Here is a 25043-nt window from a genome sequence, read left to right as displayed (position 1 = left end):
CAGCCGCTCTCGAGCGCCCGTCAGACAGGTGACTGACAGCCGGTCTCCCGTCGTCAATATCTCCGTCGGAAACACACCATCGAAGAAACATCTCAGAAGGAGTGAAGAGGGAGATAGTAACGGAAACACCAGCATCGAGCGCTCACACAGCGGTTTCGAACGATTCACGTGGCCGTCACCAACGGTACTGATGCCGGCCGGCAACCCCCTCGTTTCGGGTGGAACTTTCAGATTCTGAAAACGATCGGGCTGCCGTCGGGACGCCGGGAGCCCGGAGAGGCGCACTCGAGCGGGCCGTTTAACACGCTGAAGGCGCTACGAGGGGCCATGACTGATTCGCGTGCGTTCTGTCCGCGCTGCGGTGATCCGGTCACAGACCGGGACGAGAGCGGCGCGTCCGATCCGTTGCGGTCGAACGCGGCGGTCGACCTCTGTGACGCGTGTTACTTCGAACGCTTCGAGTTCGTCGACGCGCCCAAGCGTATCGACGTCCGGGTCTGTGCCCAGTGTGGGGCCGTCCACCGGGGACGGCGGTGGGTCGACGTCGGAGCGGACGACTACACCGACATCGCCATCGAGGAGGTGAGCGAAGCCATCTCGGTCCACGTCGACGTCGAGGACGTCTCCTGGCAGGTCGATCCCGAGGAGGTCGGCGTCAACACGGTTCGGATGCACTGTTACTTCACCGGGACGGTCCGGGGACAGCTCGTCGAGGAGTCGGTGACGGTCCCCGTCAAGATCGCCAAACAGACCTGCACCCGGTGTGGCCGGATCTCCGGCGACTACTACGCGAGCGTCGTCCAGATCCGCGCGGAGGAGCGGACGCCGACGAGCGAGGAGATCGAACGGGCCAAAGAGATCGCGAACCGGATCGTCGCCGACATGGAGGCGACCGGCGACCGCAACGCCTTCATCACGAAGACGAGCGAGACGCCCGACGGGCTGAACATGCGGGTCTCGACGAACAAGATCGGCAAGAAGATCTCGAACAAGATGGTCGAGGAGTTCGGCGGCACCGTCAACGACGCCGAGACGCTCGTCACCGAGGACGAAGACGGCAACGGCGTCTACCGGGTCACGTTCGCCGTCCGCCTCCCGCCGTACATCCCCGGCGACGTGATCGACGTCGACGACGGCGACGGTCCCGTCCTGGTGCGCAGCGCCCACGGCAACCTGAAAGGCACCCGCGTCCGCACCGGCGAGCGCTACGAGGCGAGTTACGAGGAGGGCAACGCCCCCGAGGCGCGCAAACTCGGCGACACCGACGACGCCGTCGAGGCGACCGTCGTCACCGTCGAAGACGACCACGCCGTCCAGGTGCTCGACCCCGAGACCTACCAGGCGAAAACCGTCTCGAGACCCGACTACTTCGACCCCGACGCCGAGACGGTACCCGTTCTCAAGAGCCGCGCCGGACTCCACATCCTGCCCGACGAGGACGATGCCTGAAGAGGCGGACGGGGTGGATGGGGCGAACGGGGCGAACGGGACGGACGAGACGGATGCGGGCAGAGAGGGAACCGCGGTGGGCCCGCTCGAGACGGGCGCACACCCGCTGGCCGCCGTCGTCGAGACGGAGCGAACCGAGACCGTCATCGAGAGCCTGCGCGCCGAGGGCTGTTACGACGACTCGAGGCGCGTCCGTCCCGCCGCCGAGCGCGAGGCGTTCGTCGCGGTGCCGATCACGGAGCCACCGACCGCGACCCGCGTCCACGAGGTGGTCCGCCAGGTCGACCCCGCCTACCGGACCCGGACGCTCGCCGACCGCCTGCGCGAGCGCGGCTGGAGCGAGGCCGACCTCGAGTCGGCACCGTCCTCCTGGGCCGTCGTCGGCAGCGTCGTGCTTGTTCGCGTTCCCGAGGGCTGTCCCGACGAGCGCGCGGTCGGTGAGGCGCTGCTCGAGTGCCACGGTGAAGCCGCCTCGGTACTCGCCGACGAGGGAATCGCGACCGACGCCGCCGCCGGAACCACGCGCCAGCCGCGTACCCGCCTGCTCGCTGGCTCGCGTGATACGGAGACGGTCCACACCGAACACGGCACCCGGTACGGACTCGACCCCGCAGCGGTGATGTTCTCGCCGGGCAACCAGGCCGAACGCGCGCGCATGGGCGACGTCGTTTCCGACGGCGAGCGCGTCTTCGACATGTTCGCGGGCATCGGCTACTTCACCCTCCCGATGGCCCGCGCCGGCGCACAGGTCACCGCGAGCGAGATCAACCCGACGGCGTTTCGCTACCTGCTCGAGAACGCGGTGTTGAACGACGTCGCAGGGCGCGTCGACGCCTACCGCAGCGACTGTCGCGACCTCTCGGTGAGCGCCGACCGCGTCGTGATGGGCTACTACGGCGTCCCCGACGGGACCGACGAGGCGGGCCACGGCACCCGCCGCGAGGAGGCCGCAGACTTCCTCGCACATGCCCTCGACGCACTCGAGTCCGGCGGCGTGCTCCACTACCACGAAGCCACGCCCGAGACTCGGCTGTGGGAACGGCCGCTCGCCCGCCTCGAGCGCGCCGTCGACGAGGCGGGGCGCTCGCTCGAGGTCCTCGAGAAACACCGCGTGAAGAGCCACAGCGCGGGTGTCTGGCACGTCGTGGTGGACGCTCGAGTCGAGTGAGACGGTCGTGAGTCGCGACTCGAGCGGTGCTAGCCGGTGACGGTGATCGTGAAGTCGTTGGTGGTCGACGCGGAATCCGGGTTACTTTCGTGAAACGTCCGAACCGCGTACCGATACGCCCCGGAGGGTGCGTCACTCGCGACGGCAACGGGGAGCGACGCTTCGATCGAGGTGCGTGAAGACCAGTACCAGTGAGGTGGGATGGTATCGGTTCGAATAAACGGCGGTGGGGACCACTCGAGAGAGTGGAAGTCGAACGCGATGGTAGCCTCGTCCGGAAGCGTCGGGAACACGACTCCTGCCGCGTCGGTGAGCTCGAGCGTGAGCGGAGAGTTATCCGCCGTCCTGAGATTTGAGATAGGTGTGGAACCGACCGAGAGCGATCAGGGCTACGATGAAGATCGCCATGCCAATTCCATCTCTCCGGTCGAAGAGAGGGGCATCAGAAAACCCAGCGGCGAGGATTACGACCATTCCGACAATCAGCAAGAGTTCTGACCAGCGTATCTTATTCATGAATATTCAATTTGAAGTATGTCTACTAATTGTTTGTTTTGGGTACTAACTTTCAGAAACCGATGAGATCTGCACCTTCTGAAAGTAGATTGCCCCCACCATCCGCTAAGTCTCCTGCAATATCGCTTGCAGTGTCAACTCCATCACTTACATGACTTCCTGCTGTATCTGCTGCACCATTAGCATAGCTCTCGATTGTATTCACAACATCATCAGTGTTGAGATACCCATCACATCTTGGTACGAACAAAACGGGAGTTGATGCTACTGTTGATCTTCTTCCATATACGTCTATCTGTATCCCATTACATGTAGTCATTCCTGAAAACATGGTTTCAGCAGCGCATCCAATAGCGGACGCTACACAGATCTTACCTGCTACTTTAGCACCCGCTACTACAGTAACTGGACCACCAATAGCGCCGGCCGCACCACCAGCTGCAGCAACCAACGCACAGGTAACGGCGGGCCCTCCAACAGCAGACTCACGATCGTCTAGCCATTGAGTTACTCGATTATTATCACCAAAGACGTCAATGCAAAGTCTATTGACGTCTACAGTTGTAATATATTCATATGACACTGGGCCTTCAGTCATACTCAGTCACCTCCGTTAGTGGTCGGAATTTCAAAGACGAACACGTCTTCTTCTCCCTGTGCACCTGATCTATCGTCGACTGGAGTGGCACACTCGTCGACGTAGATAGACTCTCCTTCACACTGAGAAATACATCGAGCGTAGATTTCTTCGTCGCTCTTGTGACCGAATAGGACTGCACCTCTGGTTCGGCCGTCATCTTCATCTCCAACGTAATCGCACGGGACTTTGAGTTGCAGCCGTTCAGTATCGGTGTTCGTATTGGTCACTCGTACTGCTTCTACATCACCCAGCCGCGGCTTGAAGTCTCGCTCACGGGCAGTGTTTCGAATTGTTTTGAACGCACTCGAGGAAAGTACCTGACCTCGGAGTTGGCCCTTTTCACGTGGTGTAAGCGATTCCGTCTCGATGTGTTCTTGGTCAGTATCAATCGGGTCGCTCTGGACTGCCGCTACAGTTCCAGAGGAGAGACCGAGTCCAAGCAGGGCACCACTTCCAACCCCCTGAATAATCCTCCGTCGGCTTGGGCCAGCATCGTCATCCACCGCTTCAGCCTCTTGTTGATCGACAGCTTCTCCCTGGATCGATTGGTTAGTTGATTTGTTGTTCACAATCCATCCGAAAAGGAGACAGTACATAGTGATTTCTAATATACATTTTTAGAGTTTGTAGATTATATAATATATGATCGGGCAGTAGTGAGTAGGCTCCGGGGCCGTTCAGAATCATACTGACATTACAGAACGAGTATTGGTTCTCACCGAGTGTCTGTCAGACGGGACAAATACCACGAGCCAAACGAACTCTCGAGTACCCGCTCTCCGTGAGCGGTCGTGAGATTCATTATCCCGCCGGTCCAACGGGTGAGCAAATGGATCGAAACCAGATTCTCGCGCTGTTGTTCACCATCCTCATGATCACCTCGCTGGTCGCGATGGTCGGCGCGAGTCTCTTCTAACCGTCTGTATCCCAGACGTCCGCCAACGGACTCGAGCGGCCGGGGCGCCGCGAGCGTCGGCGTCGAGTCCGCGAGTAGCCATCTCCCTCGCTCGAGCGGCCACCCTCGCTCCCGTGGCCCGTCCCGTCCGCACCCGAGGCAACGCCAGGGCCGCCTGCCGACCCCGTCGCGAGCGCCGCTCGCGGCTGGAAGGCGGGGAGGTCGGGGTCGCTCATCCGGTCGACCTGGACGGCGAACCAGTCGGGCATATCGGTGCGCGCGCGCTCGAAGAGGTCGAGGAGGCTCGCGTCGGCGATGTAGGTCGCCCCGTAGTCGTCGGGAGCGCGGACGACCCGGCCGCAGGCCTGGATGACGGTGCGCAGTGCCGCCCGGTAGTACCACGCCCACTGGCCCTCCTCGAGTCGGTGGGCGACTCTCGAGTCGCTCGTGTTGAGGAAGGGCGCTTTACAGAGGACCTGCCAGCGCGCGAGGTCGCCGTTGAGGTCGAGCGCCTCCTCCATCTTCACCGAGAGGAAGACGTCGGGGTCCGGGGAGGCTTTCCACGCCTCGAGGTCGGCGTCGCGGCCGTCGCGTGTGTGGGCGCGGACGCGCTCGCCGACGCCGAAGTCGGCCAGCAGGTCGGCGAGGCGCTCCTGAATCGCGTAGGAGTGAGCGTGGACCAGCCCCTTCTCGTCGGGGTGGTGTTGCATGATGCGGACGATGGTCCGGGCGACCTTCGGGAGGGTCTCCGCTCGCTCCTCGAAGGTCATCTTCCCCTGGGTCACGTCGTAGAGCGGGCGGTTCTCGACGGGGAAGGTGTGGGGAACGTCGACGAGGGCGACCCGCGAGGGGTCGAGACCGACGTGGCGACAGAAGGCGTCCTTGTTGAGGATGGTCGCCGAGAGCAGGGCGAATTTCTCGCCTCTGTCCCAGACGGTGTGGTGGAGGTAGCGCTCGGGGTTCATCGGCTTGATCGTGAGCGGGCCGCCCGTCTCCTCGTCGGCGTCTGCCTCGGCCACCTCCGTCTGGTCGACCAGCCACGTCGTCGGACTGTCGGGGTTGCGGTAGTCGGAGACGAACCACTCGAGTTCGCCGATGAGTTCCTGGAGGCGGTCGCGTTCGCGCACCTCGCTCGCCGAGAGGTGGTCCTCGGCGAGGAGGTCGTCCTTGCGGCGCTTGCAGGTGCCCGCGAGGTTCTCGGCGTAGCGGGCGGCGCGTTCGACCCCGTCGACCTGCGGGACGCGCAGGTCGTCCCAGAAGGGGACGGTCCGCGGGCCGAGTTGGATGGTCGCGTACATCTCGGCCCACTCGGCGAGGCCGTGGGCCTCGTCGATGACGACCACGTCGCGCGTGCGAAAGACGTCGCTGCCAGCGGTCTGCATGAAGTAGGCGAGCGTCATCGCGGCGATGCGCCGGTTCGACGCGATCGCCCGATCCGAGAAGTACGGACAGCGGTGTTTGACGGCGCAGTCGTAGCCGCGCTCTCTGACGCAGGGGGCCTGGTTGACCGGCGTGTCGAGTTCGCCGGGGAGGATGCAGGTGTAGTTCGACTTCCCGCGAATAATCGAGAGGTCAGCGAGGAGGGAATCGCCCGCCACGTCGTCGAGCTGCGAGACCTGTGGCGTCGTGTAGTAGGCGTCGACGGGCTGGCTCGGCTCGGCGTCGTCGGCCCGGCGGGCACAGCCCGCGATGGCGCGGGCGAGCAGCGACTTTCCACTCCCGGTCGGCGCGCGGACGAGCACCACGTCGTTGCCCGCGGCGAAGGCGTCCCGGATGTCGCCTAAGGCTTTCTCCTGGGCACCGCGGTAGCTGGGGGCGGGAAACGCCTCGAAGATCCGCTCTGGATGCACCGTTCGAGAGGGTGTGCGGGGAGACCCTAAAGCCACCGGAGTCTCGCCTCGAGCGAAGGGACTGTGACGATCGATCCGGTGAAATCGCCGCCTACGGCGGCGGTAGGTCCCCGATTACTATTCCGAGTGCGGCCGACAGACGAGATACGGAAGGGTCGCTCAGCGGAGAGAGCACCGGGGTGCCTCTGGCACCGCGGAGGCCACACGGCCTCGTGGCGTTCGAATCCCACCCCTTCCGCTCTACGCTGGCGGTTCCCTCCTCGCCCCACGTTCGATTCCTCTCCTCCAGCGCCGATGTCCACCCTCAGGCGCCGTCACTCCTCCTCACGGTCGCCCGGATCTTCGAGTGCGGCGACGTCTTCGTCGGTCGGATCCTCCGGGAGCGCCTCGATGCACGGATAACAGAGCAGGTGACTCGAGCCGTCCTCGAACTCGAGGGTCATGCCGGTGCCCCGGTGGTCGGCGAAGGTCCAGACGTTCGCGATGCCGCCGGGAATCTTCACAGGGCGGCCACAGCCGTCACAGGGGTCCGATGCCATGCGCTGGTGTGGGACCCGGAACGCCAAAGGCGTTCGGTCCGGCAGGAGTGTTTTGGTCTCGGCGGCCCTCACCCCATCTATGGAGGTGAACTGTGCAGGGTGTGCTGGCTGCTGTGTCGACTGGCGAGCGCTCGCCGACGGGGCACTCGAGCGCGTGGGCCACGAGCGCCGTGGTCCGTACGTCCCGCTCGACGACACCTACGACTTCGTGGCGCTCGAGCGCGAGGAGATCCGGGCGTTTCTCGAGGCGGGCTACGGTGACGCGCTGACGGTGCGGTTGTGGGACGCCGAGAACGCCGACAGTGACGACGGCCGGAGCGTCGAAGTCGACGGCCACCGGCTGGCGGCCGTCGCCGGGCAGCCCACGTTCTTCGTCGGTCTCAGAAAGCCGCCGAAGCCGGTGGCACCGGTCGGTGTCGAGGACCCCGCGTGGCTCCCGACCTGCCTCTTTCTCGACCCGGAAACGCTCCAGTGTCGGATCCACGGCGACGACCTGTATCCGGCCGAGTGTCGCGGCTATCCCGCGCACAACCTCGCGCTCGAGCAGGAGACCGAGTGTGAGCGCGTCGAGGCGGCGTTCGGCGGCGAGCGGCTGGTCGACGCCGACCCCGGCGAGACCGAGGGACTCTTACTCGGCGCGCAGGCGCTCGGCCAGAAGGTGTTCACCCACCCCCGACCAGAGACGCTGTCGGGAGTGGTCGAGCGCGTCGCACGGGGAGCGCTGACGCGTGCGGATCGCGCGGAGTTCGTCGCCGTCGCCGCCGCCTCGAGTCCAGGCACGCTCGACATCGCCCACGAGCGCTACGAGGCGGCGACGGCGCAGGCGCTCGAGAGCGACTCCTGGGCCGGGCGGGCACTCCGGCGGTGGACGCGGCTGGCCGATGACGGACGTGCGCCGAGTGCGGCGAGTGTGGCGGCGAGCGCTCTCGAGGAGCGACTCGGTGCGCCGGCAACGCCGGGGTGGGATGGACTCGAGTAGCGTGTGGACCACGAGCCGCGGCGGAGAGCAGTGGCTGGAAGGTAAATACCACCAGAACGACGATCGGTCGGTCAGCTCGATTTGATCTCTTCGAATTTGTTCAACAGCGCTTCAGCGGAGTCGCCGGAGTCGTACTCGATCGTTCCTTCGTAGATCGTCCGCTCGTCGTCGAAGTCCGTGTCGACCTTCGAGGCCTGTTGCTCTCGGCGCTCGTGCTCTTCTTCGTCATAGGCACCCATTGACATGGTAAGTACAACCATACTTGGGAGCTAGCGCATATCAATGTAACGGTCGTTCACGTCTTCGACTCGAGGCTGAGAAGCGAAGACGTATGCCCACCGAGCGCCTAGGAGGGTCGTGGCGCGGCCCCTTCGATTCCGATACTCGCCCGAGTCGTGGAGCGAACAGCGAGTTCGCAGACAGATCCTCAAATCGTTACAGGACAACATCGGCGCTCGAGAGGCCTCGCCGTGGTACGCCAACGCCGGACCCTGGGAGACGCACCGCTTCGAGATGGCCAACGGCGACGTCGCGCTGTTCGCCCGCGGTGACGGTGAGGCCTACTGGATGGGCAACACCGAGACCCCGCAAGCGCTCTGGCGAACGGACAAGTTCGGCTGGCGTGAGGTGCCCTACCCGGTGGCGCGCTGGGCCCAGCGTGAACTGCTGGCGACGCTGCACGAACGCGAGCCGTGGCTCGCCGACTATCCGTACATCTCGTGGTACTTCCTGCCGGTGTTCATGTCGAAAGACGGCCGCGACTCGACGCGGCGCTTCTTCAGAGAACACGCCGCTGGCTTTCCAGACGCAGGCCGTCGCGAGACGACGCGCTTTTTCGAGTCGTTCTTCGCTACCGGCGTGCTCGACGAGTACCGACACGTCATGTCGGGGAAACTCGGCACCAGCAACCACGTCGACCGCGTCCGGATGAGCGCCACGATGGGAGAGTTCATCGCGGCGAAGATCCTCGTCGAGGCGGGCTACGACGTCGTCCCCGAGATCGAAGTCACCACGGGACACTCACTCGACTACCGGGCGACCGACGAGCGGACGAACGTGCTGGTGGAGGTCACCCGCCCCCAGCCACCGGCGAACCGCGTCGCCGCCGGTCCCGTCGCCGCCGTCCGCGACACCGCCGAGACCAAGACCAACGGCCAGCTCGCAGAACACGGCGGCGGTGCCGTCCTGTTCGTCGACTGCTCGAGTTTCGCCGACGACTCCTGGGCGGCCGTCCGCGGCGAACAACCCGACGTTCGCCACCGCCCGGCCGTCGTCTACCGCGCCCGGCCGGATGGCCACGTCGAAGGTTACCGGAAGGGATCGGTGCCGCTCGACCTCTCGAGTGCGCTCGAGTTCGTCGACTGAGACGTTCGACTGAACAGGTACCCAGCCGATCGGGAGATTTTGACAGTCATGAAGTATATACTATGATACATTTATCCTCGAGAGAGGTGTGTGAGTAGACGCGATGAGTGAACGACAGATCCAGACAGACGGCGAGTCGACGGTACCGACCGCTCGAGTCGACAGACGGCGGCTGTTACAGGTAGTAGGAGCAGGGGCGGTAGTGACCGCGTTCGGCACGGGCACAGTCCTCGCGGGCGGGGACGAGTCGAAACACGGGAAGGGGAACGACGAAAACGGGATGGACGGAGGGGACGAGCACGATAGCCCGCTGGAGGCGGACGGTGCCGATGACCGCTCGGGGCGGGACGTCCACCCAGTCTTCGGCTTCTCGGCGCTCTCACCGGAGGTCGAGCCACCGGACGAACCCGAGCACGAGATCCAGGCGAACACCGTCCCGCGAGAGGGCGAGGAGGTTCCGGAGTTCTTCTTCGAGCCGACGGGGCTGTTCGTCGAACCCGGAGAGACCGTCCAGGTCACCCTCTCGACACCACACCACTCGGTGACGGCCTACCACCCCGCCCAGGGCGTTCAGCAGCGCGTCCCCGACGGCGTCCCACCGTTCTCCTCGCCCGTACTCCCCGCCGGTGCCTACTGGCTCTACACGTTCGAGACCCCTGGCGTCTACGACGTCCACTGTGGCCCACACGAACTGTTCGGCCACGTCGCCCGACTCGTCGTCGGTGAGGCGACCGGGCCGGGGGCGGAGCCACCGGTACCCGAAGCCACACCCGACGAGCACGGGCACGATGACGAACACACGGACGAACACGAGCACACAGACGAGACGGAAGACGAACGAGCGGATGATGCCGGCGAAACTGACGACCCGCCGGAGCCGCGACCCCCCGTCGGGGCGGCGCTGACCGTCCTCGCAGACCCCGCACTCGACCCCGAACGGATCGTCGGGCAGGGACGCGTCTCCTGGGACGAGATCGACGAGGCGAACAAGGCGCTTCCGTTCTGAAGCGAAAAAACCAGATGGACGCTCAGAACGAGAGCGTATCCGGGGCGTAGACACTACCGAGCGGCGTCGGGTCGCGGTCGCTGTAGCCGACGCGGCCGACCGCCTTGTCGCTCACCGCCGAGTAGAGGGCGAACCGCGCTTCCTCCGGGGATTCGAACGTCTCACCGGCCAGTCGGCCGAGTACGTCGCCGACCGTCTCGGTCCCGTTCTGGAGGGCGAGCGAGCGGTCGCCGTACGCCTCGATCAGTTCCGCGGTCGTCACTGGATACTCGTGCGCCTCGATGAGCGCCTCGGTACGTTTGAACTGCATTACACCCGAACGGATGTTATAGACCATTATAAACATTGTCCATTAACTATTCACAGACGTCAGAACACATTATACACATTACTATTCATTATATTTCGGAGAGTGTCTCGAGAACCGTTTTCCGCGAGCGACGCCTCGAGTGTCCTATGCCCTACGCCGACCTCCACGTCCACACTACGCGCTCGGACGGGACGCTCGACCTCGAGGCGGTGCCCGCCGCCGCACACGAGGCGGGCGTGCGAGTCGTCGCGATCACCGACCACGACCGGCTACAGCCCTTCTCCGAACCGACCGTCGAGCGCGACGGCGTGACGCTCGTCTCCGGCATCGAACTCCGCGTCGAGGCGGCCGACGGCACCCGGGTGGACCTGCTGGGGCACGGCGTCTCCCCGACGGCCGGACTCGAGCGCTGCTGTGGACGAATCCAGCGCAACCGTCGCGAGCGCGGCCGGGCGATCGCCGACCGCGTCGAAGACCGCCTGGGAATCGACCTCGACCTCGCCATCGAAGACGGCGTCGGCCGCCCGCACGTCGCCAGAGCGGTCGCCGCCCACCCCGAGACGGCGCTCGACTATCAGGATGCGTTCGACGACCTGATCGGTGACGGCTGTCCGTGTTACGTCCCGCGCGAGATTCCGTCGTTCGAGCGCGGCGTCGCCCTCCTGAAGGGGGCTTGCACGCTCGTCTCACTCGCCCACCCGCTTCGCTACCGTGACCCCGCAGCCGCGCTCGCACTCACCGCCGACCTCGACGCACTCGAGTACCACTACCCCTACGGGCGGACGGTCGAGACGGCCCCGCTCGAGCGTGCTATCGATCGGCACGGTCTCCAGATCACCGGCGGCAGCGACGCCCACGGCACGCGACTCGGGCGGGCAGGGCTCACCCGAGCGGAATTTCAGCGGCTCGGTCTCCTCGAATAGTACCGGAACGGAGCGTCGATAGCGGAGGGTTCAATGTCACGCCGTCCGTAGGCACCGCTATGAACTGCCACTACTGCGACCGGGAGGCAGCTTTCGCCGCCGAATCCGAAGGCGTCAAGGTCGGCCTCTGTGAGAGCCACTTCCGGGAGCGGTTGCAGGAACTCGCCGAGGCGGACGGTCTCGAGGCGCTGAAAGAGCGCGTCGACGTCGACCGCGCCGAGTAACGGGGACCGGCCGGGGGGTCGGTGACGAGTGTCTCAGACGGTGTGTCGTGACGCTGTTCCCGGATCCGACCACGAGACGTGCGCGGTCGGACCGGTACGCAGTCACGAGAGACGTATCAGGCCGTCCGTCCGGCGTCGACGTCGATGGCGTCGACCGGACAGACGTCGACACAGAGCATACAGTCGATACACTGTGCCTCGTGGGTCGGCTCAGCCTTCTGCTCGCTCTCGGGATGTCCCGGGGAGTCCACCCAGGTGAAGACGTCGACCGGGCAGTCCTCGAGACAGGCCCCGTCGGCGATACAGAGGTCGTAGTCGACGGCGACGTGTGTCCCGCGGATGCCGAGTTGTTCCGGCTCGTCGACCGGGCCCCAGACGGCGACACCGTTCTCCTCACCGACTCGTTCGCGACTCTCGTGGAACTGTGGATCTATGGCCATTGCTAGCAGACCCAAACGGGAGACACCGACTTAAATGTACGCACGCACTTAAATCGCGAACCCGTTCGTTCAGAGTTAGGCGAGCCTAAAATCGGGAGGAGGGAGGGCGGTGGACCGAACACGACAGCGGTCGGAGACGTTCAGTTTATATACCACCGCAGCGCCAGCCGCCCGAGCGCTCGCGACACCCGGGCCGGGCGAAACCGGTCCCGGCGCTGACCTTTTCCACCGCGGGCACGTAGGTCCCCCTATGGCTCCTCGCGAGACCTTCCCCCCGCGGCTGGTGTTCGACGACGACTGTGGCTTCTGTACCTGGTGTGCCGAATTCGCCGCCGTACGCGGGCAATTCGACCTCGTGGGCTTCAGCGACCTCAGCCCCGACCAGCTCGCACGTCTCCCCGACGGCTACGACGACTGCGCGCACCTCCTGACCGACGACGCCGTCTACTCCTGTGGCGAAGCGATCGAGGAGGCCCTCACCCGCGTCGACACCCCCGCCCGCCTACCGGCCGAGGCGTTTCGCCTGCTCCCCGCTCGAGCGGGCGTCCGTGAGTCGCTCTACCGGACCCTCGCGGACAACCGCGACCTGCTCGGGAAGGTCGCCCGCCGGGAGCCGCCTGCGCGGAAGAGTCGGTGAGCGGAGGCACGTCACGGGAGCCGGGAGTGGCGTCTACTCCTGGACGTAGCTTCGAATGGCGGCGGCGAACTCGACGTACCGTTCGAGACCGTGTTGCAGCGCGTCGTACACGAGGTCGTCGTTCACGATCGGCCCGTAAGAGTGCGACAGCACGTCGCGGAATCCGACTGCTTCCTGGATTGCCTTCGAGAGTGTCGGTGAGATGATACCGACATCTTCCAGGACTCGTATCCGCTCTTTGCGGTACGTCGTCGACAGCTCGCGCTCGTGTTTGCAGATCTGGTCTGCGATGTCGAGAACCGCCTCCGTGAGCTTCTCGAACTTTCGTTCGACGGCATCTCGAAGGTCCTGATTACCGTCCGCTTTGTACGTTGCCCTCGAGAGGTGCTGTTTCTCACGGAGTGCAGAGACATTTCGCTGAATGCTCTCGATCGCATCCGCAATGCGAACCAGCGAGTCGGCAGACAGCGGATCACCAGCCATGACCTACCTCGAGTCACCATCTGCATACAGCCGTTCGACGGCCGTGTCGATTCGCGCTCGAGCCTGTTCCTTCGAGACCGGGTCACCAGACAGCAACGCGGCCAGTTCGTCGCCTCTCGAAGACGGCCCATAGACGACTCGACCGTGGTCGAAGACCGACCCTGCAAACTGCGGCGGCATCGAGTGTACGTCGACGAGGTCGACAGCGGGACCGAGTCGGGACTCGAGGTCGTCGAGCAACGCGAGATACACGTCGCTGTAGCCGAAATCGGCCGGGCGGAGCGACTCGAACTCGACGGCGAGGTCGACATCACGGGGACCGGTGCTCACAGCCGGTTCGCGAGTGCGTGACCCAAAGAGGAGCGCAAACCGAACGGGATGGCGACGACAGACGGCTCTGAGTGTCGATTCGATCGACGCCGACGACTCGTCCCGCTCATCCATACAGAGCCGTACGTACCGGCCCAGTATATCTGTTGTCGTGAAAGCGGCCATCGAGGGTCCCTACGCACCCCACTGAAGAGATTCGTCGGGCCGACACGCGAACTCAAAGTGCGTCGCTCACGGGGCTATCGCCCCGTTCGCCTCATCGCGGCTCTCGCTCGCTGCGCTCGTCTCAGTCAGTCGCGTCGCTCACGGGGCTATCGCCCCGTTCGCCTCATCGCGGCTCTCGCTCGCTGCGCTCGTCTCAGTCAGTCGCGTCGCTCACGGGGCTATCGCCCCGTTCGCCTCATCGCGGCTCTCGCTCGCTGCGCTCGCTCGAGCCGCGTACTATTCGAACGCCCCAATCCCCGTCACCTCCTTGCCGATGACGAGCGTGTGGATGTCGTGGGTGCCCTCGTAGGTGTAGACCGTTTCCATATTCGCGAGGTGGCGCATCGGTGAGTAATCCGTCGTAATACCGTTGCCACCGAGCATTGCTCGAGCGGTGCGTGCCACCTGGCGGGCCATCCGGACGTTGTTTCGCTTCGCCATCGAGACCTGGATGGGGGTCAGGTCACCGCGGTCTTTGAGTTCGCCGAGACGGCGCGCCAGCAGGTGTGCCAGTGAGATCTGGGTCGCCATCTCGGCGAGTTTCTCCTGCTGGAGCTGGAAGCGGGCAACGGGTCCGCCGAACTGCTCGCGCTCGCCGGCGTACTCGCGGGCGACCTCGAAACAGTCGCGGGCCGCGCCGACCGCCCCCCAGGCGATGCCGTAGCGCGCCTGCGTGAGACAGGAGAGCGGTCCCTTCAGCCCCTCGACGCCGGGGAGGACGTTCTCCACGGGAATGCGAACGCCGGTGAGCGAAATTTCGCCCGTACTCGAGGCGCGCATCGAGAGTTTGCCGTCGATCTCGTCGGTGGTGACGCCCTCGCGGTCGGTCTCGACGAGGAAGCCGCGGACGGGGGCGTCGGGCAGGGAGCGGTCGCGCGCCCAGACGAGGGCGAGGTCGGCGATCGGTGAGTTCGTGATCCAGGTCTTCGAGCCGGTGAGGACGTACTCGTCGCCGTCGCGTTCGGCGTACGTCTCCATCCCCGAGGGGTCAGAGCCGTGTTCGGGTTCGGTGAGACCGAAACAGCCGACCGCCTCGCCCGCACCGAGGGCGGGCAGCCAGCGCTCCTTCTGGGCCTCGCTCCCGAAGGCGTGGATTGGGTACATCACGAGCGCTCCCTGTACCGACGCCATCGAGCGAATCCCCGAGTCACAGGTCTCGAGTTCCATCATCAACAGCCCGTAGGCCGTCTCGGAGACGTTCGGCGAGCCGTAGCCCTCGAGATTTGGCGCGTAAAAGCCCATCTCGCCCATCTCGGGGATCAACTCGGTGGGGAACGTCCCGGCTTCGAAGTGCGCGCCGATGTCGGGGCGGACGCGGTCGGCGAGGAACTCGCGGGCGCTGTCGCGGATCAGGCGCTCCTCGTCGGAGAGGTCGGTCTCGAGTGCGAGCGGGTCGAACATACCCGACAGTCGACGCGTGAGCGCAAAAACGCTCGCGTGGTCTCGGCGGCGCTACGCCTCGGGCGAGCGGACGGAGGCGAGAAAGTTCTCGAAGACGAGTTTCGACTGCTGTGAGCGCGCGTAGGCGTCCTCGGTGAGTCCCTCGAGGATCGTGTCTCGGCGCTCGGGCGAGAGATCCTTCTCGGCGACGAGGTCGCGCGCGGTCCGCAGGTCGTACTCGGGGTGGAACTGGACGCCGAAGACGTCGCCGTGGCGGAAGGCGTGGTTCGAGTACTCGTTGGCCGCGAGCGCCTCGGCACCCGGCGGGAGCGTCGTGACGGCGTCGCTGTGGGTGGTGAACGAGACGAAGCGTCGGTCGATGTCGTCGAACAGCCGCGAGTCGCCGGTGTGTTCGATCTCGTGGTAGCCGACCTCGTAGACGCCCATGTCCTCGACGGTGCCGCCGAGAACGGTCGCGAGGAGCTGGTGGCCCCAGCAGATGCCGAGGTGGGGGACGCCGTCGTCGACCGCCTCACGCACCCACGTTTTCGTCGCCTCGATCCACGGTTCGTCCCAGTAGACCGACGAGCGCGAGCCGGTGACGACGGCCGCGTCGTAGTCGGTCGTCTCCGGAACGTCGCCGGCGGTGACGTCGAACTCCGCGAGCGAGCCGTCGAGTTCGCGCCGGAAGTTCCGCGAGGTGTGGACGTCGCCGTGGGTCGCGTCGAGCAGCGCGATACGAAGCTGCCTCATTACCGCGAGTCGAGCGGGGCGAGCGGAATAGCTCTTGCGTTCACCCGCTCACCACTCGGCCTGGGCGTCGGTCTCGAAGAACGTGAACAGCCGGTCGTTGACCGCGCGCGAGCGCTCGAGCGAGACGAGGTGGCCCGCACCCTCGAGCGCGAGGAACTCGCCGCGGGGCAGTCCGCGGGCGAGGTCGCGCCCCGCATCGGGGTCGACAAGCGCGTCGGCGCTCCCGTGGACGACGAGCGTCGGCTGGGTCACCTCGACGAGCCACCGCCGGGCGTCGAATCCCTCGAGTGCGGCGACCTGGGCGCGCCAGCCGTCGGCGTCGGCGTCGCCCTCGGCGCGCCAGTCGACGATGCCCTCGCGAACCGCTGGCTGGTCGGCGAGGAAGGAAGCGGAGAGGGCGGACTCGAGCGAGCGAGAGAGCGCCTCGCGGTCGTCCGGCGGGACCCAGAGCGCGTCGAGGTCGAACGCCTCGCCGTGGGCGGCGCTCGCGACCAGTGCGAGCGAGCGAATCCGACTCGAGTCGCGGGCGGCCGTCAGCGCGACCGCGCCGCCGAGACCCAGCCCGACGACGTGGGCGTTCCGACAGCCGCAGGCGGCGAGGACGCACTCGAGATCGGCTGCGAGCGTCTCGAGGTCGTAGGGACCCGGCGGGGCGTCGGAGCGGCCGGTCCCCCGGAGGTCCCAGACGACGGTCTCGTACGGCCCACAGAGCGCAGCGTGTTGCCAGCCCCAGAGCCAGCCGCCGAGACCGGCCTCGGAGACGAAGACGACCGGGTCGCCCTCGCCCGCCGCGTGGTAGTAGAGCGAGACGCCGTCGGCGGTGGTAGTCGGCATGCTCGAGCGGACGGGACCGGCGACGGCGAAGCTTTCGATACGCGGTACGGGATGGCGTCGCGTTCCGTAATGGGACGAGGATGGCGTCGCATTCGGTTGACGGGACGAGGTGGCGTCGCTTGCGGATACGAGCAGGAACCGGCGGTGAAAACGGTGTGGACTCGAGTGAGTCCACCGATACGACGTGGCGTCGCCCGCCGTGGGCCGTGTACCCCTACCCAGTGACAGGGGCCGTGATATACGATACCACAGTACATGATTCTGTCGACCGTTCACAGCGTGTGAGGCGGGAGAGAGAACCAGAGAGTGGCTACGTCGAGCGGTCGGAAACCGAAATCAGGCGTCTAACAGCTGTGTGAGCAGGTCCGGGACGGTCTCGAGTGCGTCGTCGAGCGCGTCTTCGTCGGGACCGCCGCCCTGGGCGAAGTCGGGTGGGCCGCCGCCGCCGCCGCCGACGGCCGCGGCGAGTTCGCCGACGACCTCGCCGGCGTTGATCCCGGAGCCGTCGGGGGTGGCGACGACGAACTGAGCGCCGCTCGTGCCGGAGCCGAGGACGGCGATCTTGCCGTCGTCGACGAGCGCGTTGGCGGTCGCCCGGAGTTCGTCCATGTCGGCGTCGATGCGCTGGACGATGGCGGTCCGTTCGCCGAGGTCGACCGCCTCGCCGCCTCCGCCGCCGCCAGCGCGGGCCTCGGCGAGCTGTTCTTTGAGCGCTTCGATCTCTTTGCCGCGGGCTTTCCACTCCTCGAAGAAGCGCTCGGCGGTGTCGGGAACCTCCTCCGGGGAGACCGCGAGGACGTCTGCGGCCTCGAGTAACGCGTCTTCGGTGCGCTGGGCGGCGGAGATGGCCGCCTCGCCGGCAGCGAAGGTGAGGCGCTCGACGCCGTCCTGGACGCGCTCGGTCGAGAGGAGTTTGATCGCGCCGATCTCACCCGTCCGGGCGACGTGGGTGCCACCGCAGGCCTGGACGTCGTCTGCGACCTCGATCAGCCGGATGTTCGTTCCCGGCGGGATACCGCCCTGGTAGAGGTCGAAGCCGTGTTCGGTCTCGGCCTCGTGGCGGTGGGGCCAGGACTGCGTGACCGAGAGGTTGTCCATGACGAACGCGTTCGCGACGTGCTCGATGCGTTTGACCTCCTCACGGGTGATGCGCTCGTAGTGGCGTACGTCGATACGCGAGTGCTCGACGCCCTTCTGGGCACCCGCCTGGCGGATGTGCTCGCCGAGGACCTGCCGGGCGGCGTGGATCACGAGGTGGGTCGCCGTGTGCTGGCGCATCAGCTGTCGACGGCGCTGGGCGTCGACCTGGCCGTTGACGAACTCGCCCTTGCCGGGGCGTTCGTCGGTCCGGTGTAAGATGACGCCGTCTTCGATCTGGACGTCGCGCACCTCGACGGTGGTCTCCTCGCTCGAGAGCGTCCCCCGGTCGGCTGGCTGGCCACCGCCTTCGGGGTAGAACATCGTCTGGTCGAGGACGACGTCGTAGCCGTCTTCACGATCGAAGACGTCGAGGACGACCGCCTCGAACTGGGTCCGCTGCTGGTCGTCGTAGTAGAGTTTCTCCGTCTCCGGGAGGTCGGCGAAACGCTCGTCGGTCCCACCCTCCGTGGATTCGGTGACGACCGTGCTGTCGTGGCGCTCGGCGACGAGACTGTAGAAGTTGTCGGGCACCTGCACGTCGGCGCCGGTCTCTGCGGCGATCTCCTCGACCATCGCGGGCTGGATGCCGTGGGAGTCGTAGAGTTCGATCAGTTCGCGCGTCGGAATCGTCTCCTCGCGGGCGGCGTACTCCTCGGCGAGCTGTTCGACCCGGCGGCCGCCGCGCTCGAGCGTCTCGCGGTACTTCTCGACTTCGGTGCGGACGATGTCGCGGATGGTGTCGCGGTTCTCGTAGCCTAAGCGTTCGGCCTGCATGTCGACGAGTTCGTCGAGCGGCGCGTCGACGCCTGCGCTGTCACAGAGGCGCTGGAGGCGGCGCAACACCATGCGGGCGAGGTAGCCCGTGCGGACGTTCGAGGGGACGATGCCGTCGCCGAACATGTAGGCGAGCGTCCGGCAGTGGTCGGCGATGGCGTAGATGTCCTCGAGCGGTTCGACGAGCGCCTCGAGTTCTTCGACTGGCACGTCGAGTTCGGCGGCGATCTCGGTGCGGGCGGTCGCCATGTCCTCGGCCTCGTCGATGTCCATGTTGCCAGCGAGTTTGGCCGCGCGGTGGACGAGCCGCTCCTCCTCGTCGGTGTGGGAGAGTCCAGCGTTCTCCTCGAGGAAGGCGATCATGTCGGGGTAGATCGCCTCGTAGACCGTCGGCGTCCCCTGGGACACCCAGGCCCAGCGCTCTAGGCCGTAGCCGGTGTCGACGATGTAGGTGTCCATGTAGGAGTAGGAGTTCCCGTCTTTCATCTCGAACTCGCCGTCCGGGTCCTGCTCGAGACACATGAAGACGAGCGTGGCGAGTTCGACACCCCTGAAGATGACCTCGATGGCGGGACCGGCGTTGCCGCCGCCGACCCAGGGGTCTTCGATGTAGATCACTTCCTCGAGGTCGACGCCGAGCGACTCGAAGAAGCCGTCACAGTAGCGGACGGTGTCGTCTTTCCAGTAGACCTCGCCCTCGTAGGCGTACTCGACCTCTGCGTCCTCCCGGACGTTGAAGGCGTGGTGGGCCATCATCTCGAAGGCCATCGTGTGGCGGCCCGTCTTGCCGACGTTGTCGATGTCCTGCATCCGGATACACGGCTGGCTGATCGTCAACGGGTTCGCCGGCGGCGGCGTCTCGCCGCTGGTGACCAGCGGCTGGAAGTCGTAGATAGACGCCTGCGTCAACAGGACGTCGTCGCGCCAGCGGTTCGCCGCGACCGGGTAGGGGTCGATTCTGGTGTGGTCGTTCGACTCGAAGTACGAGAGAAACGCCTCGCGCATCTCCTCGAGCGTGTACGACTCGTCGAAGCCCGGATTGTCGATGAAGTCGTACTCCGCACACGGGGGCTCACCGCACGTCGTGCGCTCGTGATCGCGCGTCCAGAAGTGCGCGCCACACTCAGAGCACTCGAGACGCTCGAAGCCCTCCTCCTCGAAGTACTCGAGTCGGTACTCTGCCTCCAGTTCACTCATTCGTACGTGTGGTTGGCCGTGCAGACTGTAAAACAGTTCCGCAAGGGCCGAGAGACACGCCGTCCGCCCGGAGAATTCGCCGTCGGGTGCGTGAAACGAACGGCGGCCACCACCCGCTCCGTCCCGCTGGCCGAAACGGTGGCGACACCGCGCTCGAGACCGAGCGACCTGTTCGTCGAGTCGCGTTCCGCTCGGCGCTGCCAACAGATTATTAATGGTGCTACACACTCTGTAGGATGGTATTCACACGCAGGGAGACGGGTGAGCCTCGAGGGGAAGGTACGCATGACCGATGCACGGAGTATCCTGTACGTCGCCGCAAGCGAGGAGACCGCCCAGCGGGGAGCGGACGCGCTCGAGCGAGCGGCGGACACGATGGGGGAGACGGCTGGAGGAATCGCGGGGGCGAGACCGGTATCACTGACGGTGGAGTGGGCGACCGACTTCGTGACGATCCGTGAGCGCGCGCCGACGGTCGACTGCGTCGTCTTCGCGGAGACGCCGACGACGGCCGCGGGCGCACACTTACTCGAGGTGATCGACGCCTGCCAGTCGACGCCGCTCGTCCTCTACACAGATAGCGCCTACGGGCCGCGAACGGCCCGCTCGACCGACGGCGTCGACGGCTACGTCAGGCAGGGTGAGGGGACGGTCTCGCACCTGCTCGACGAGGTGATCTGGGTCTGTGAAGGAACGACGGCGGACGCCACGGGCGAGCCACTCGAGGAGGACTTCGGCTGGCTTCCCGAAGGCGTGTTCGTCGTCGACGAGCGCCAGCACCTGACGTACGCGAACGAGTGGGTCGGACGGCTCCTCGGCGTCGACGCAGCACACGTCCGGAACGTCCCGCTGGCGGCACTCAGCGCCGGTGGAACGCTCTCCGAGGAGGATTTCGAGGCGCTCTCGGACGCACTCGAGCGCGTACTCGAGGAGGGGGCAGAGGTCGCGACGCTCGCGGTGACGGTCGCGACCGACGAAGGCGAGACGCCGCTGACACTGCGCGCCGGGTCGCGCGGCGACGACGCCATCGTCACCGTCAGACCGGCGGCCGACCTCGAGGCGGTCGGAACGGCACCCGACGAGGACGAGCGCTCTCGGCTCGGATCACTGCTCGCGTTCGCGACCGAGACCGCCCCGAGCATCGAGGACGAGCGCGACGGCTGGCAGCGAGCGGCCCTGCTCGAGCGGGCGCTCGAGACGAGCAGCGACCTGGTCGACGGCGACCGGTACGTGCTCTTCGAGCGCGAGGGTGACGACCTCCGCGTCCGCTCGTCGACACCCGACGAACGAGCGAGCGAGGGGGGTGGAGCCGAAGACGAGCGGGCGCTCGAGCTCGCCCGGCGGGCGCTTCGAAGCGGCGAGGCGATCCTGGCCGGAACAGCGGACGAGGCGGGCGACGAGCGCGAACCGACCACCGGATCGTACCTCTGTGTGCCGGTCGGGTCCGACGCCGTCCTCGGGGTGGTCGCCGAGGGAGACGGCCCGCTCGAGGCGAGCGACCGCGAGGCGCTCGCGGTGCTCGGGCAGGTCGCAGGCGACGCACTCGCCCACAGGGAGACCATCGAGACCGCGACGCGCGCTGCCGGCGGGAAGGCGGTGTTCGAACACGGGCCCGAGCCACTCGTCCGCTACGAGTGGCACGAGGGAGAGGCGGTCGTGAACGAGGTCAACCGGGCGTTCGAAGCACTGTTCGGCTGTGACGGCGAGGCGCTCGTCGGCGACCCCATCGAGGCGCTCGTCGGTCCGCCGCTGGCAGCCGACGGGAGCACCACCGCGGAGTTCGAGGCGCTCCTGCGGGGAGACGACGACCACCTCGTCTGCCGTCGCGAGACCAGAGACGGCGTCAGGGCGTTCGTTCTGTTCGCCATCGCACTCGAGCGGACCGACGCGGGCCGGATCCGCCACGGCGTCGTCCAGTTCGCCGACGTCACCGAACGGGTGCGTACCGAGCGCGCGCTCGGAGCGTTACGCGAGCGTCTCGAGGGGTTCGCGACGCTTACAGAGCGCGACCTCCAGCCGCAGTTGAACGTCGCCCGCGGCTTCCTCGAGCTGGCCTCGGAGACCGGCGACGAGGACCACTTCGCCGAGGTCGACGACGCCCACAGCCGGCTCGCGAGCACGCTCGAGGAGATGCGCGCGCTCGTCGGCTACGAGGACGTGATCACCGACACCGAACCGGTCTCGATCCGTGACCTCGCCCGGCGCGCCTGGGCCGGTGTCGAGACGACGAACGCCACCCTCGACCTCGGCGACGACGCGATCCTCGAGATCGACAAAGTGCTGGGTCGGGAGGCGCTCGAGCACCTGTTTCGTAACGCCCTCGAACACGGCCGGTCGGGTGAGGACGAGGCGATTACCGTCACCGTGCGCGCGACCGACACCGGGTTCCTCGTCGACGACGACGGCGTCGGTATCCCCGAACCCGACCGCGAGCGCGTCTTCGAGGTGGGGTACACCACCAGCGACGACGGGACCGGACTCGGACTCCCGATCGTCGCCGAGATCGCCGACGCTCACGGGTGGACGGTCACCGTCGACGAGAACGACCACGGCGGCGCGCGGATCGTCGTCGACGAGCCGGCAGCGACGGCCGCCGGAGACCTGGCGGGTGAACGGACGGCCACCGACGAGGGCGAGAGTCATCGCTCCGGCGAGCGGCCGGCGACGGATGGAGACGGCACGCTCGAGACGGAGGAGACGGATGGAGACGGAACGGACCGGGATTCGGTGGCATCACAGCCACACGAGCAGGCCGCACTCGAGACGCCCCGGCCGAGACTCCACCGCTGAGGGGATCAGGACTCGTGCTCGAGCGCCAGCGACGCCAGCATCGCCTCGAGCTGGAGGCGTTCGTTCGCTCCCTCGGTGATCCGGTAGTCGACCTCGCCTAACCGCTCGAGCAGGCGGACGGTCGCGCGTTCGTCGAGGTCGAGCGCCCAGGCCGAGCGGTGGAGCTGATCGACGACGTCGCCGCCGGCCAGCCCGCGCTCGGTGAGTAAGTCCTCTAGGGCGGCGCGGGCGGCGGTGAAGTCGCCGTCGATGGCGCGGCCGACCATCGCCTCGACCTCCTCGGGACGGGCGGTCGCGGTGATCGCGAAGACGGTCTCCTCGTCGACGGTCTCGCCCATGACGGCGGCGGCCTGGAGGGCGTTGATCGCCTTGCGCATGTCGCCTGCGGCGGCGTAGACGACCGCATCGACGCCGTCGTCGGTGACCTCGATGCCTTCGGTCTCGGCGATCTCTCTCACCTGCGCCTCGATGGCGGCGTCCTCGAGTTCGGTGAACCGGAACACCGCACAGCGCGACTGGATCGGGTCGATGATCTGACTCGAGTAGTTACACGAGAGGATGAAGCGAGTGTTGTGGGAGAACTGCTCCATCGTCCGGCGCAACGCCGACTGGGCGTCTTTGGTGAGCGCGTCGGCCTCGTCTAAGAAGATGATACGGTAGTCGTGGCCGCCGAAGCTCGCGCGGGCGAAGTTCTTGATCCGGTCACGGACCACGTCGATACCGCGCTCGTCGGAGGCGTTCAACTCGAGGAAGTTGTCGCGCCAGTTCTCGCCGTAAATCTCGCGCGAAATGCTCTGTGCTGCGGTCGTCTTCCCAGTTCCGGCCGGCCCTGCGAACATGAGGTGCGGCAGGTCGTCCGTCGCGACGTAGCGCTCAAGGCGCGGGACGATGTCCCCGTGGCCTTTGATGTCGGCGAGCCGCTCCGGGCGGTACTTCTCGATCCAGACGTCGGCCCGGCCCGCGGCGGGCGCGTCGGCGTCGGCTGGGGCGTCCTCGCTCATACACGCGGAGAGGGTAGGCCGGCCCATAAGTACCCCGAAGCGCCGAGCGCGTCGACACGTGTCACACCGTTATCGTTTTAAGAGCCGTGAGCGCGTAGGTCGGGTATGAGTCGCTCGAGACGCCTGCAGACGCGAGTCGCGTTCACCCTCCTGGTCGTCGTGGTCGTCCTCGCGGCGGGACCGACGGCCGTCGCGGCACAGTCCCAGACCGGAATCAGCGGCACGGTCGTCGTCGGTGAGGGCGAAACCGTCTCCGACGTGAGCGCGGTCGCGGGCACCGTCGTCGTCGAGGAGGGCGGGACGGTGACCGGTGACGTGAGCGCGTTCGCTGGCAACGTCTACGTCCACGGCACCGTCGAGGGTGACCTCTCGGCCGCCGCGGGCAACGTCGAGATCACGGGCACCGTCGCGGGCGAGGTGAGCGTCGGCGCTGGAAACCTCCTGCTCGCCGATGGGGCGACGGTCGGCAGCCTCCAGGCCGGTGTGGGCAACGCCGAACTGTACGGCACCATCGAGGGTGACGCCTCGGTCGGTGCGGACTCGATCACCCTCGCCGAGTCGACGGCCATCGCGGGCGACCTCCGGTACGACGGCGACCTCGAGGGACCGACCGACGGCGTCGCAGGCGACGTGACGCGCGACTCGACGCTCGGCTTCGACGTCGCACCGACGCTCCAGCCCATCTCCGAGGCGCTGTTCGCCGTCTACGCGCTCGTCCTGAACCTCCTGCTCGGTGCGGCGCTGCTCGCGCTCTTTCCCCGGTTCTCCGCGGACGTCGCCGCCCGGGTCGCAGGTAATCCCGTGCGAACCGGACTGGTTGGCCTGCTCGTCCTCGTCGCGGTCCCGATCCTCCTGGTCGCCATCGCGATCACCGTCATCGGCATCCCCATCACGCTCGTCGGCGCGCTGCTGTTCGTCCTCGTCGTCTGGATCGCCGTCGTCTACGGCCGCTTCGCCGTCGCCGCCTGGCTCCTCTCGAGTCTCGGCGTCGAGAGCCGGTGGCTCGCGCTGGTCGTCGGTCTCGTCGGCGGCGCACTGCTCGTGCGCGTCCCGTTCGTCGGCGGCCTGCTCAACCTGGTGCTCTTCCTGCTGGGGCTGGGCGCGCTCTCGGGGGCGCTCTACGGCCACTACCGCCGGGGCAGGGCGCGACCCGCGGGTGACACCCAGCCCGGCCCGGAGTACGGTCCCGAGCGCTCGCCGGGTGAGTGAGCCGACG

General features: G+C 66.5%; 26 protein-coding genes and 1 tRNA gene. 13 read left to right on the top strand and 14 right to left on the bottom strand.

Annotated features, from left to right (window positions below; translation table 11 throughout):
• The first annotated feature begins 327 nt into the window (after window positions 1-327).
• From N0B15_RS11345 to N0B15_RS11335, 3 genes are all read left to right on the top strand, one after another.
• Window positions 328-1449, top strand: coding sequence for a 60S ribosomal export protein NMD3 (locus N0B15_RS11345; protein ID WP_263019822.1), 1122 nt, complete (start codon window positions 328-330; stop codon window positions 1447-1449).
• Window positions 1442-2617 carry a class I SAM-dependent methyltransferase gene (locus N0B15_RS11340; RefSeq protein WP_263019821.1) on the top strand — a complete coding sequence of 392 codons (1176 nt, stop codon included), beginning with the start codon at window positions 1442-1444 and terminating at the stop codon, window positions 2615-2617. The genes N0B15_RS11345 and N0B15_RS11340 overlap by 8 nt, the downstream gene beginning before the upstream one ends.
• 321 nt (window positions 2618-2938) lie before the next feature.
• The gene (locus N0B15_RS11335; RefSeq protein ID WP_263019820.1) at window positions 2939-3115 is read left to right on the top strand and encodes a hypothetical protein; all 177 of its coding nucleotides are present in this window, start codon (window positions 2939-2941) and stop codon (window positions 3113-3115) included.
• Window positions 3116-3185: 70 nt separating this feature from the next.
• On the opposite strand, the gene N0B15_RS11330 is transcribed toward N0B15_RS11335, so the two are convergent.
• Window positions 3186-3731, bottom strand: coding sequence for a hypothetical protein (locus tag N0B15_RS11330; RefSeq protein ID WP_263019819.1), 546 nt, complete (start codon window positions 3729-3731; stop codon window positions 3186-3188).
• A gap of 2 nt (window positions 3732-3733) precedes the next feature.
• Entirely contained in the window at window positions 3734-4342 is a 609-nt protein-coding gene (locus N0B15_RS11325; protein ID WP_263019818.1) for a hypothetical protein, read from the bottom strand.
• Between the two features lie 212 nt (window positions 4343-4554).
• On the opposite strand from N0B15_RS11325, the gene N0B15_RS11320 reads away from it, so the two are divergent.
• On the top strand, window positions 4555-4689 hold the full coding sequence (locus tag N0B15_RS11320; protein WP_263019817.1) for a hypothetical protein: 135 nt from the start codon (window positions 4555-4557) through the stop codon (window positions 4687-4689).
• Here N0B15_RS11320 and N0B15_RS11315 read toward each other — a convergent pair.
• On the bottom strand, window positions 4686-6518 hold the full coding sequence (locus N0B15_RS11315) for an ATP-dependent DNA helicase (protein ID WP_263019816.1): 1833 nt from the start codon (window positions 6516-6518) through the stop codon (window positions 4686-4688). The genes N0B15_RS11320 and N0B15_RS11315 overlap by 4 nt on opposite strands.
• Window positions 6519-6666: 148 nt before the next feature.
• On the opposite strand from N0B15_RS11315, the gene N0B15_RS11310 reads away from it, so the two are divergent.
• Window positions 6667-6756, top strand: a tRNA-OTHER gene (locus tag N0B15_RS11310).
• A 76-nt stretch (window positions 6757-6832) separates the two neighbouring features.
• Here N0B15_RS11310 and N0B15_RS11305 read toward each other — a convergent pair.
• Window positions 6833-7057: a DUF7561 family protein gene (locus N0B15_RS11305; protein WP_263019815.1), complete on the bottom strand. Its 225-nt coding sequence runs from the start codon at window positions 7055-7057 to the stop codon at window positions 6833-6835.
• 79 nt (window positions 7058-7136) lie between these two features.
• On the opposite strand from N0B15_RS11305, the gene N0B15_RS11300 reads away from it, so the two are divergent.
• Window positions 7137-8036, top strand: coding sequence for a YkgJ family cysteine cluster protein (locus tag N0B15_RS11300; RefSeq protein ID WP_263019814.1), 900 nt, complete (start codon window positions 7137-7139; stop codon window positions 8034-8036).
• Window positions 8037-8107: 71 nt separating this feature from the next.
• Here the strand turns inward: N0B15_RS11300 and N0B15_RS11295 are convergent, their stop codons facing one another.
• The gene (locus N0B15_RS11295) at window positions 8108-8281 is read right to left on the bottom strand and encodes a DUF5786 family protein (RefSeq protein WP_263019867.1); all 174 of its coding nucleotides are present in this window, start codon (window positions 8279-8281) and stop codon (window positions 8108-8110) included.
• Window positions 8282-8393: 112 nt separating this feature from the next.
• Here N0B15_RS11295 and N0B15_RS11290 point away from each other — a divergent pair, with 112 nt between their 5' ends.
• Both N0B15_RS11290 and N0B15_RS11285 read left to right on the top strand, forming a co-directional pair.
• Window positions 8394-9401, top strand: coding sequence for a DUF5784 family protein (locus tag N0B15_RS11290; protein ID WP_263019813.1), 1008 nt, complete (start codon window positions 8394-8396; stop codon window positions 9399-9401).
• 103 nt (window positions 9402-9504) lie between these two features.
• Window positions 9505-10407, top strand: coding sequence for a cupredoxin domain-containing protein (locus N0B15_RS11285; RefSeq protein WP_263019812.1), 903 nt, complete (start codon window positions 9505-9507; stop codon window positions 10405-10407).
• Window positions 10408-10429: 22 nt separating this feature from the next.
• Here N0B15_RS11285 and N0B15_RS11280 read toward each other — a convergent pair whose 3' ends face one another.
• Complete coding sequence (locus N0B15_RS11280) at window positions 10430-10717, bottom strand: DUF5789 family protein (protein ID WP_263019811.1); 288 nt, start codon at window positions 10715-10717, stop codon at window positions 10430-10432.
• A gap of 146 nt (window positions 10718-10863) precedes the next feature.
• Here N0B15_RS11280 and N0B15_RS11275 point away from each other — a divergent pair, with 146 nt between their 5' ends.
• Complete coding sequence (locus N0B15_RS11275; RefSeq protein ID WP_263019810.1) at window positions 10864-11640, top strand: PHP domain-containing protein; 777 nt, start codon at window positions 10864-10866, stop codon at window positions 11638-11640.
• Window positions 11641-11699: 59 nt separating this feature from the next.
• Window positions 11700-11864, top strand: a complete 165-nt coding sequence (locus N0B15_RS11270) for a DUF6757 family protein (RefSeq protein WP_263019809.1) — start codon at window positions 11700-11702, stop codon at window positions 11862-11864.
• Window positions 11865-11980: 116 nt separating this feature from the next.
• On the opposite strand, the gene N0B15_RS11265 is transcribed toward N0B15_RS11270, so the two are convergent.
• Window positions 11981-12304 carry a 4Fe-4S dicluster domain-containing protein gene (locus tag N0B15_RS11265; protein WP_263019808.1) on the bottom strand — a complete coding sequence of 108 codons (324 nt, stop codon included), beginning with the start codon at window positions 12302-12304 and terminating at the stop codon, window positions 11981-11983.
• A 250-nt stretch (window positions 12305-12554) separates the two neighbouring features.
• Here N0B15_RS11265 and N0B15_RS11260 point away from each other — a divergent pair, with 250 nt between their 5' ends.
• Window positions 12555-12941, top strand: a complete 387-nt coding sequence (locus N0B15_RS11260) for a DCC1-like thiol-disulfide oxidoreductase family protein (RefSeq protein ID WP_263019807.1) — start codon at window positions 12555-12557, stop codon at window positions 12939-12941.
• A gap of 33 nt (window positions 12942-12974) precedes the next feature.
• Here N0B15_RS11260 and hepT read toward each other — a convergent pair whose 3' ends face one another.
• The 6 genes from hepT to alaS all read right to left on the bottom strand — a co-directional run bounded on the left by hepT (window position 12975) and on the right by alaS (window position 20036).
• The gene (gene hepT, locus N0B15_RS11255) at window positions 12975-13424 is read right to left on the bottom strand and encodes a type VII toxin-antitoxin system HepT family RNase toxin (RefSeq protein WP_263019806.1); all 450 of its coding nucleotides are present in this window, start codon (window positions 13422-13424) and stop codon (window positions 12975-12977) included.
• Window positions 13425-13427: 3 nt separating this feature from the next.
• On the bottom strand, window positions 13428-13868 hold the full coding sequence (locus tag N0B15_RS11250; protein ID WP_263019805.1) for a nucleotidyltransferase family protein: 441 nt from the start codon (window positions 13866-13868) through the stop codon (window positions 13428-13430).
• Window positions 13869-14195: 327 nt separating this feature from the next.
• Entirely contained in the window at window positions 14196-15359 is a 1164-nt protein-coding gene (locus tag N0B15_RS11245) for an acyl-CoA dehydrogenase family protein (protein WP_263019804.1), read from the bottom strand.
• 51 nt (window positions 15360-15410) lie between these two features.
• Window positions 15411-16091, bottom strand: a complete 681-nt coding sequence (locus tag N0B15_RS11240) for a type 1 glutamine amidotransferase (protein ID WP_263019803.1) — start codon at window positions 16089-16091, stop codon at window positions 15411-15413.
• A gap of 48 nt (window positions 16092-16139) precedes the next feature.
• Window positions 16140-16925 carry an alpha/beta fold hydrolase gene (locus N0B15_RS11235; RefSeq protein ID WP_263019802.1) on the bottom strand — a complete coding sequence of 262 codons (786 nt, stop codon included), beginning with the start codon at window positions 16923-16925 and terminating at the stop codon, window positions 16140-16142.
• Between the two features lie 336 nt (window positions 16926-17261).
• Window positions 17262-20036 carry an alanine--tRNA ligase gene (gene alaS / locus N0B15_RS11230; RefSeq protein ID WP_263019801.1) on the bottom strand — a complete coding sequence of 925 codons (2775 nt, stop codon included), beginning with the start codon at window positions 20034-20036 and terminating at the stop codon, window positions 17262-17264.
• 285 nt (window positions 20037-20321) lie between these two features.
• Between alaS and N0B15_RS11225 the strand changes: the two genes are divergently transcribed.
• Entirely contained in the window at window positions 20322-22826 is a 2505-nt protein-coding gene (locus N0B15_RS11225; protein WP_263019800.1) for an ATP-binding protein, read from the top strand.
• A gap of 5 nt (window positions 22827-22831) precedes the next feature.
• Here N0B15_RS11225 and N0B15_RS11220 read toward each other — a convergent pair whose 3' ends face one another.
• The gene (locus N0B15_RS11220; RefSeq protein WP_263019799.1) at window positions 22832-23827 is read right to left on the bottom strand and encodes a replication factor C small subunit; all 996 of its coding nucleotides are present in this window, start codon (window positions 23825-23827) and stop codon (window positions 22832-22834) included.
• A gap of 105 nt (window positions 23828-23932) precedes the next feature.
• Between N0B15_RS11220 and N0B15_RS11215 the strand changes: the two genes are divergently transcribed.
• Entirely contained in the window at window positions 23933-25036 is a 1104-nt protein-coding gene (locus N0B15_RS11215) for a bactofilin family protein (RefSeq protein WP_263019798.1), read from the top strand.
• Window positions 25037-25043: the final 7 nt, after the last annotated feature.

Source organism: Natronobiforma cellulositropha, assembly GCF_025629245.1.
Classification (GTDB): domain Archaea; phylum Halobacteriota; class Halobacteria; order Halobacteriales; family Natrialbaceae; genus Natronobiforma; species Natronobiforma cellulositropha.
This window is presented reverse-complemented; position numbering and strand designations above follow the sequence as displayed.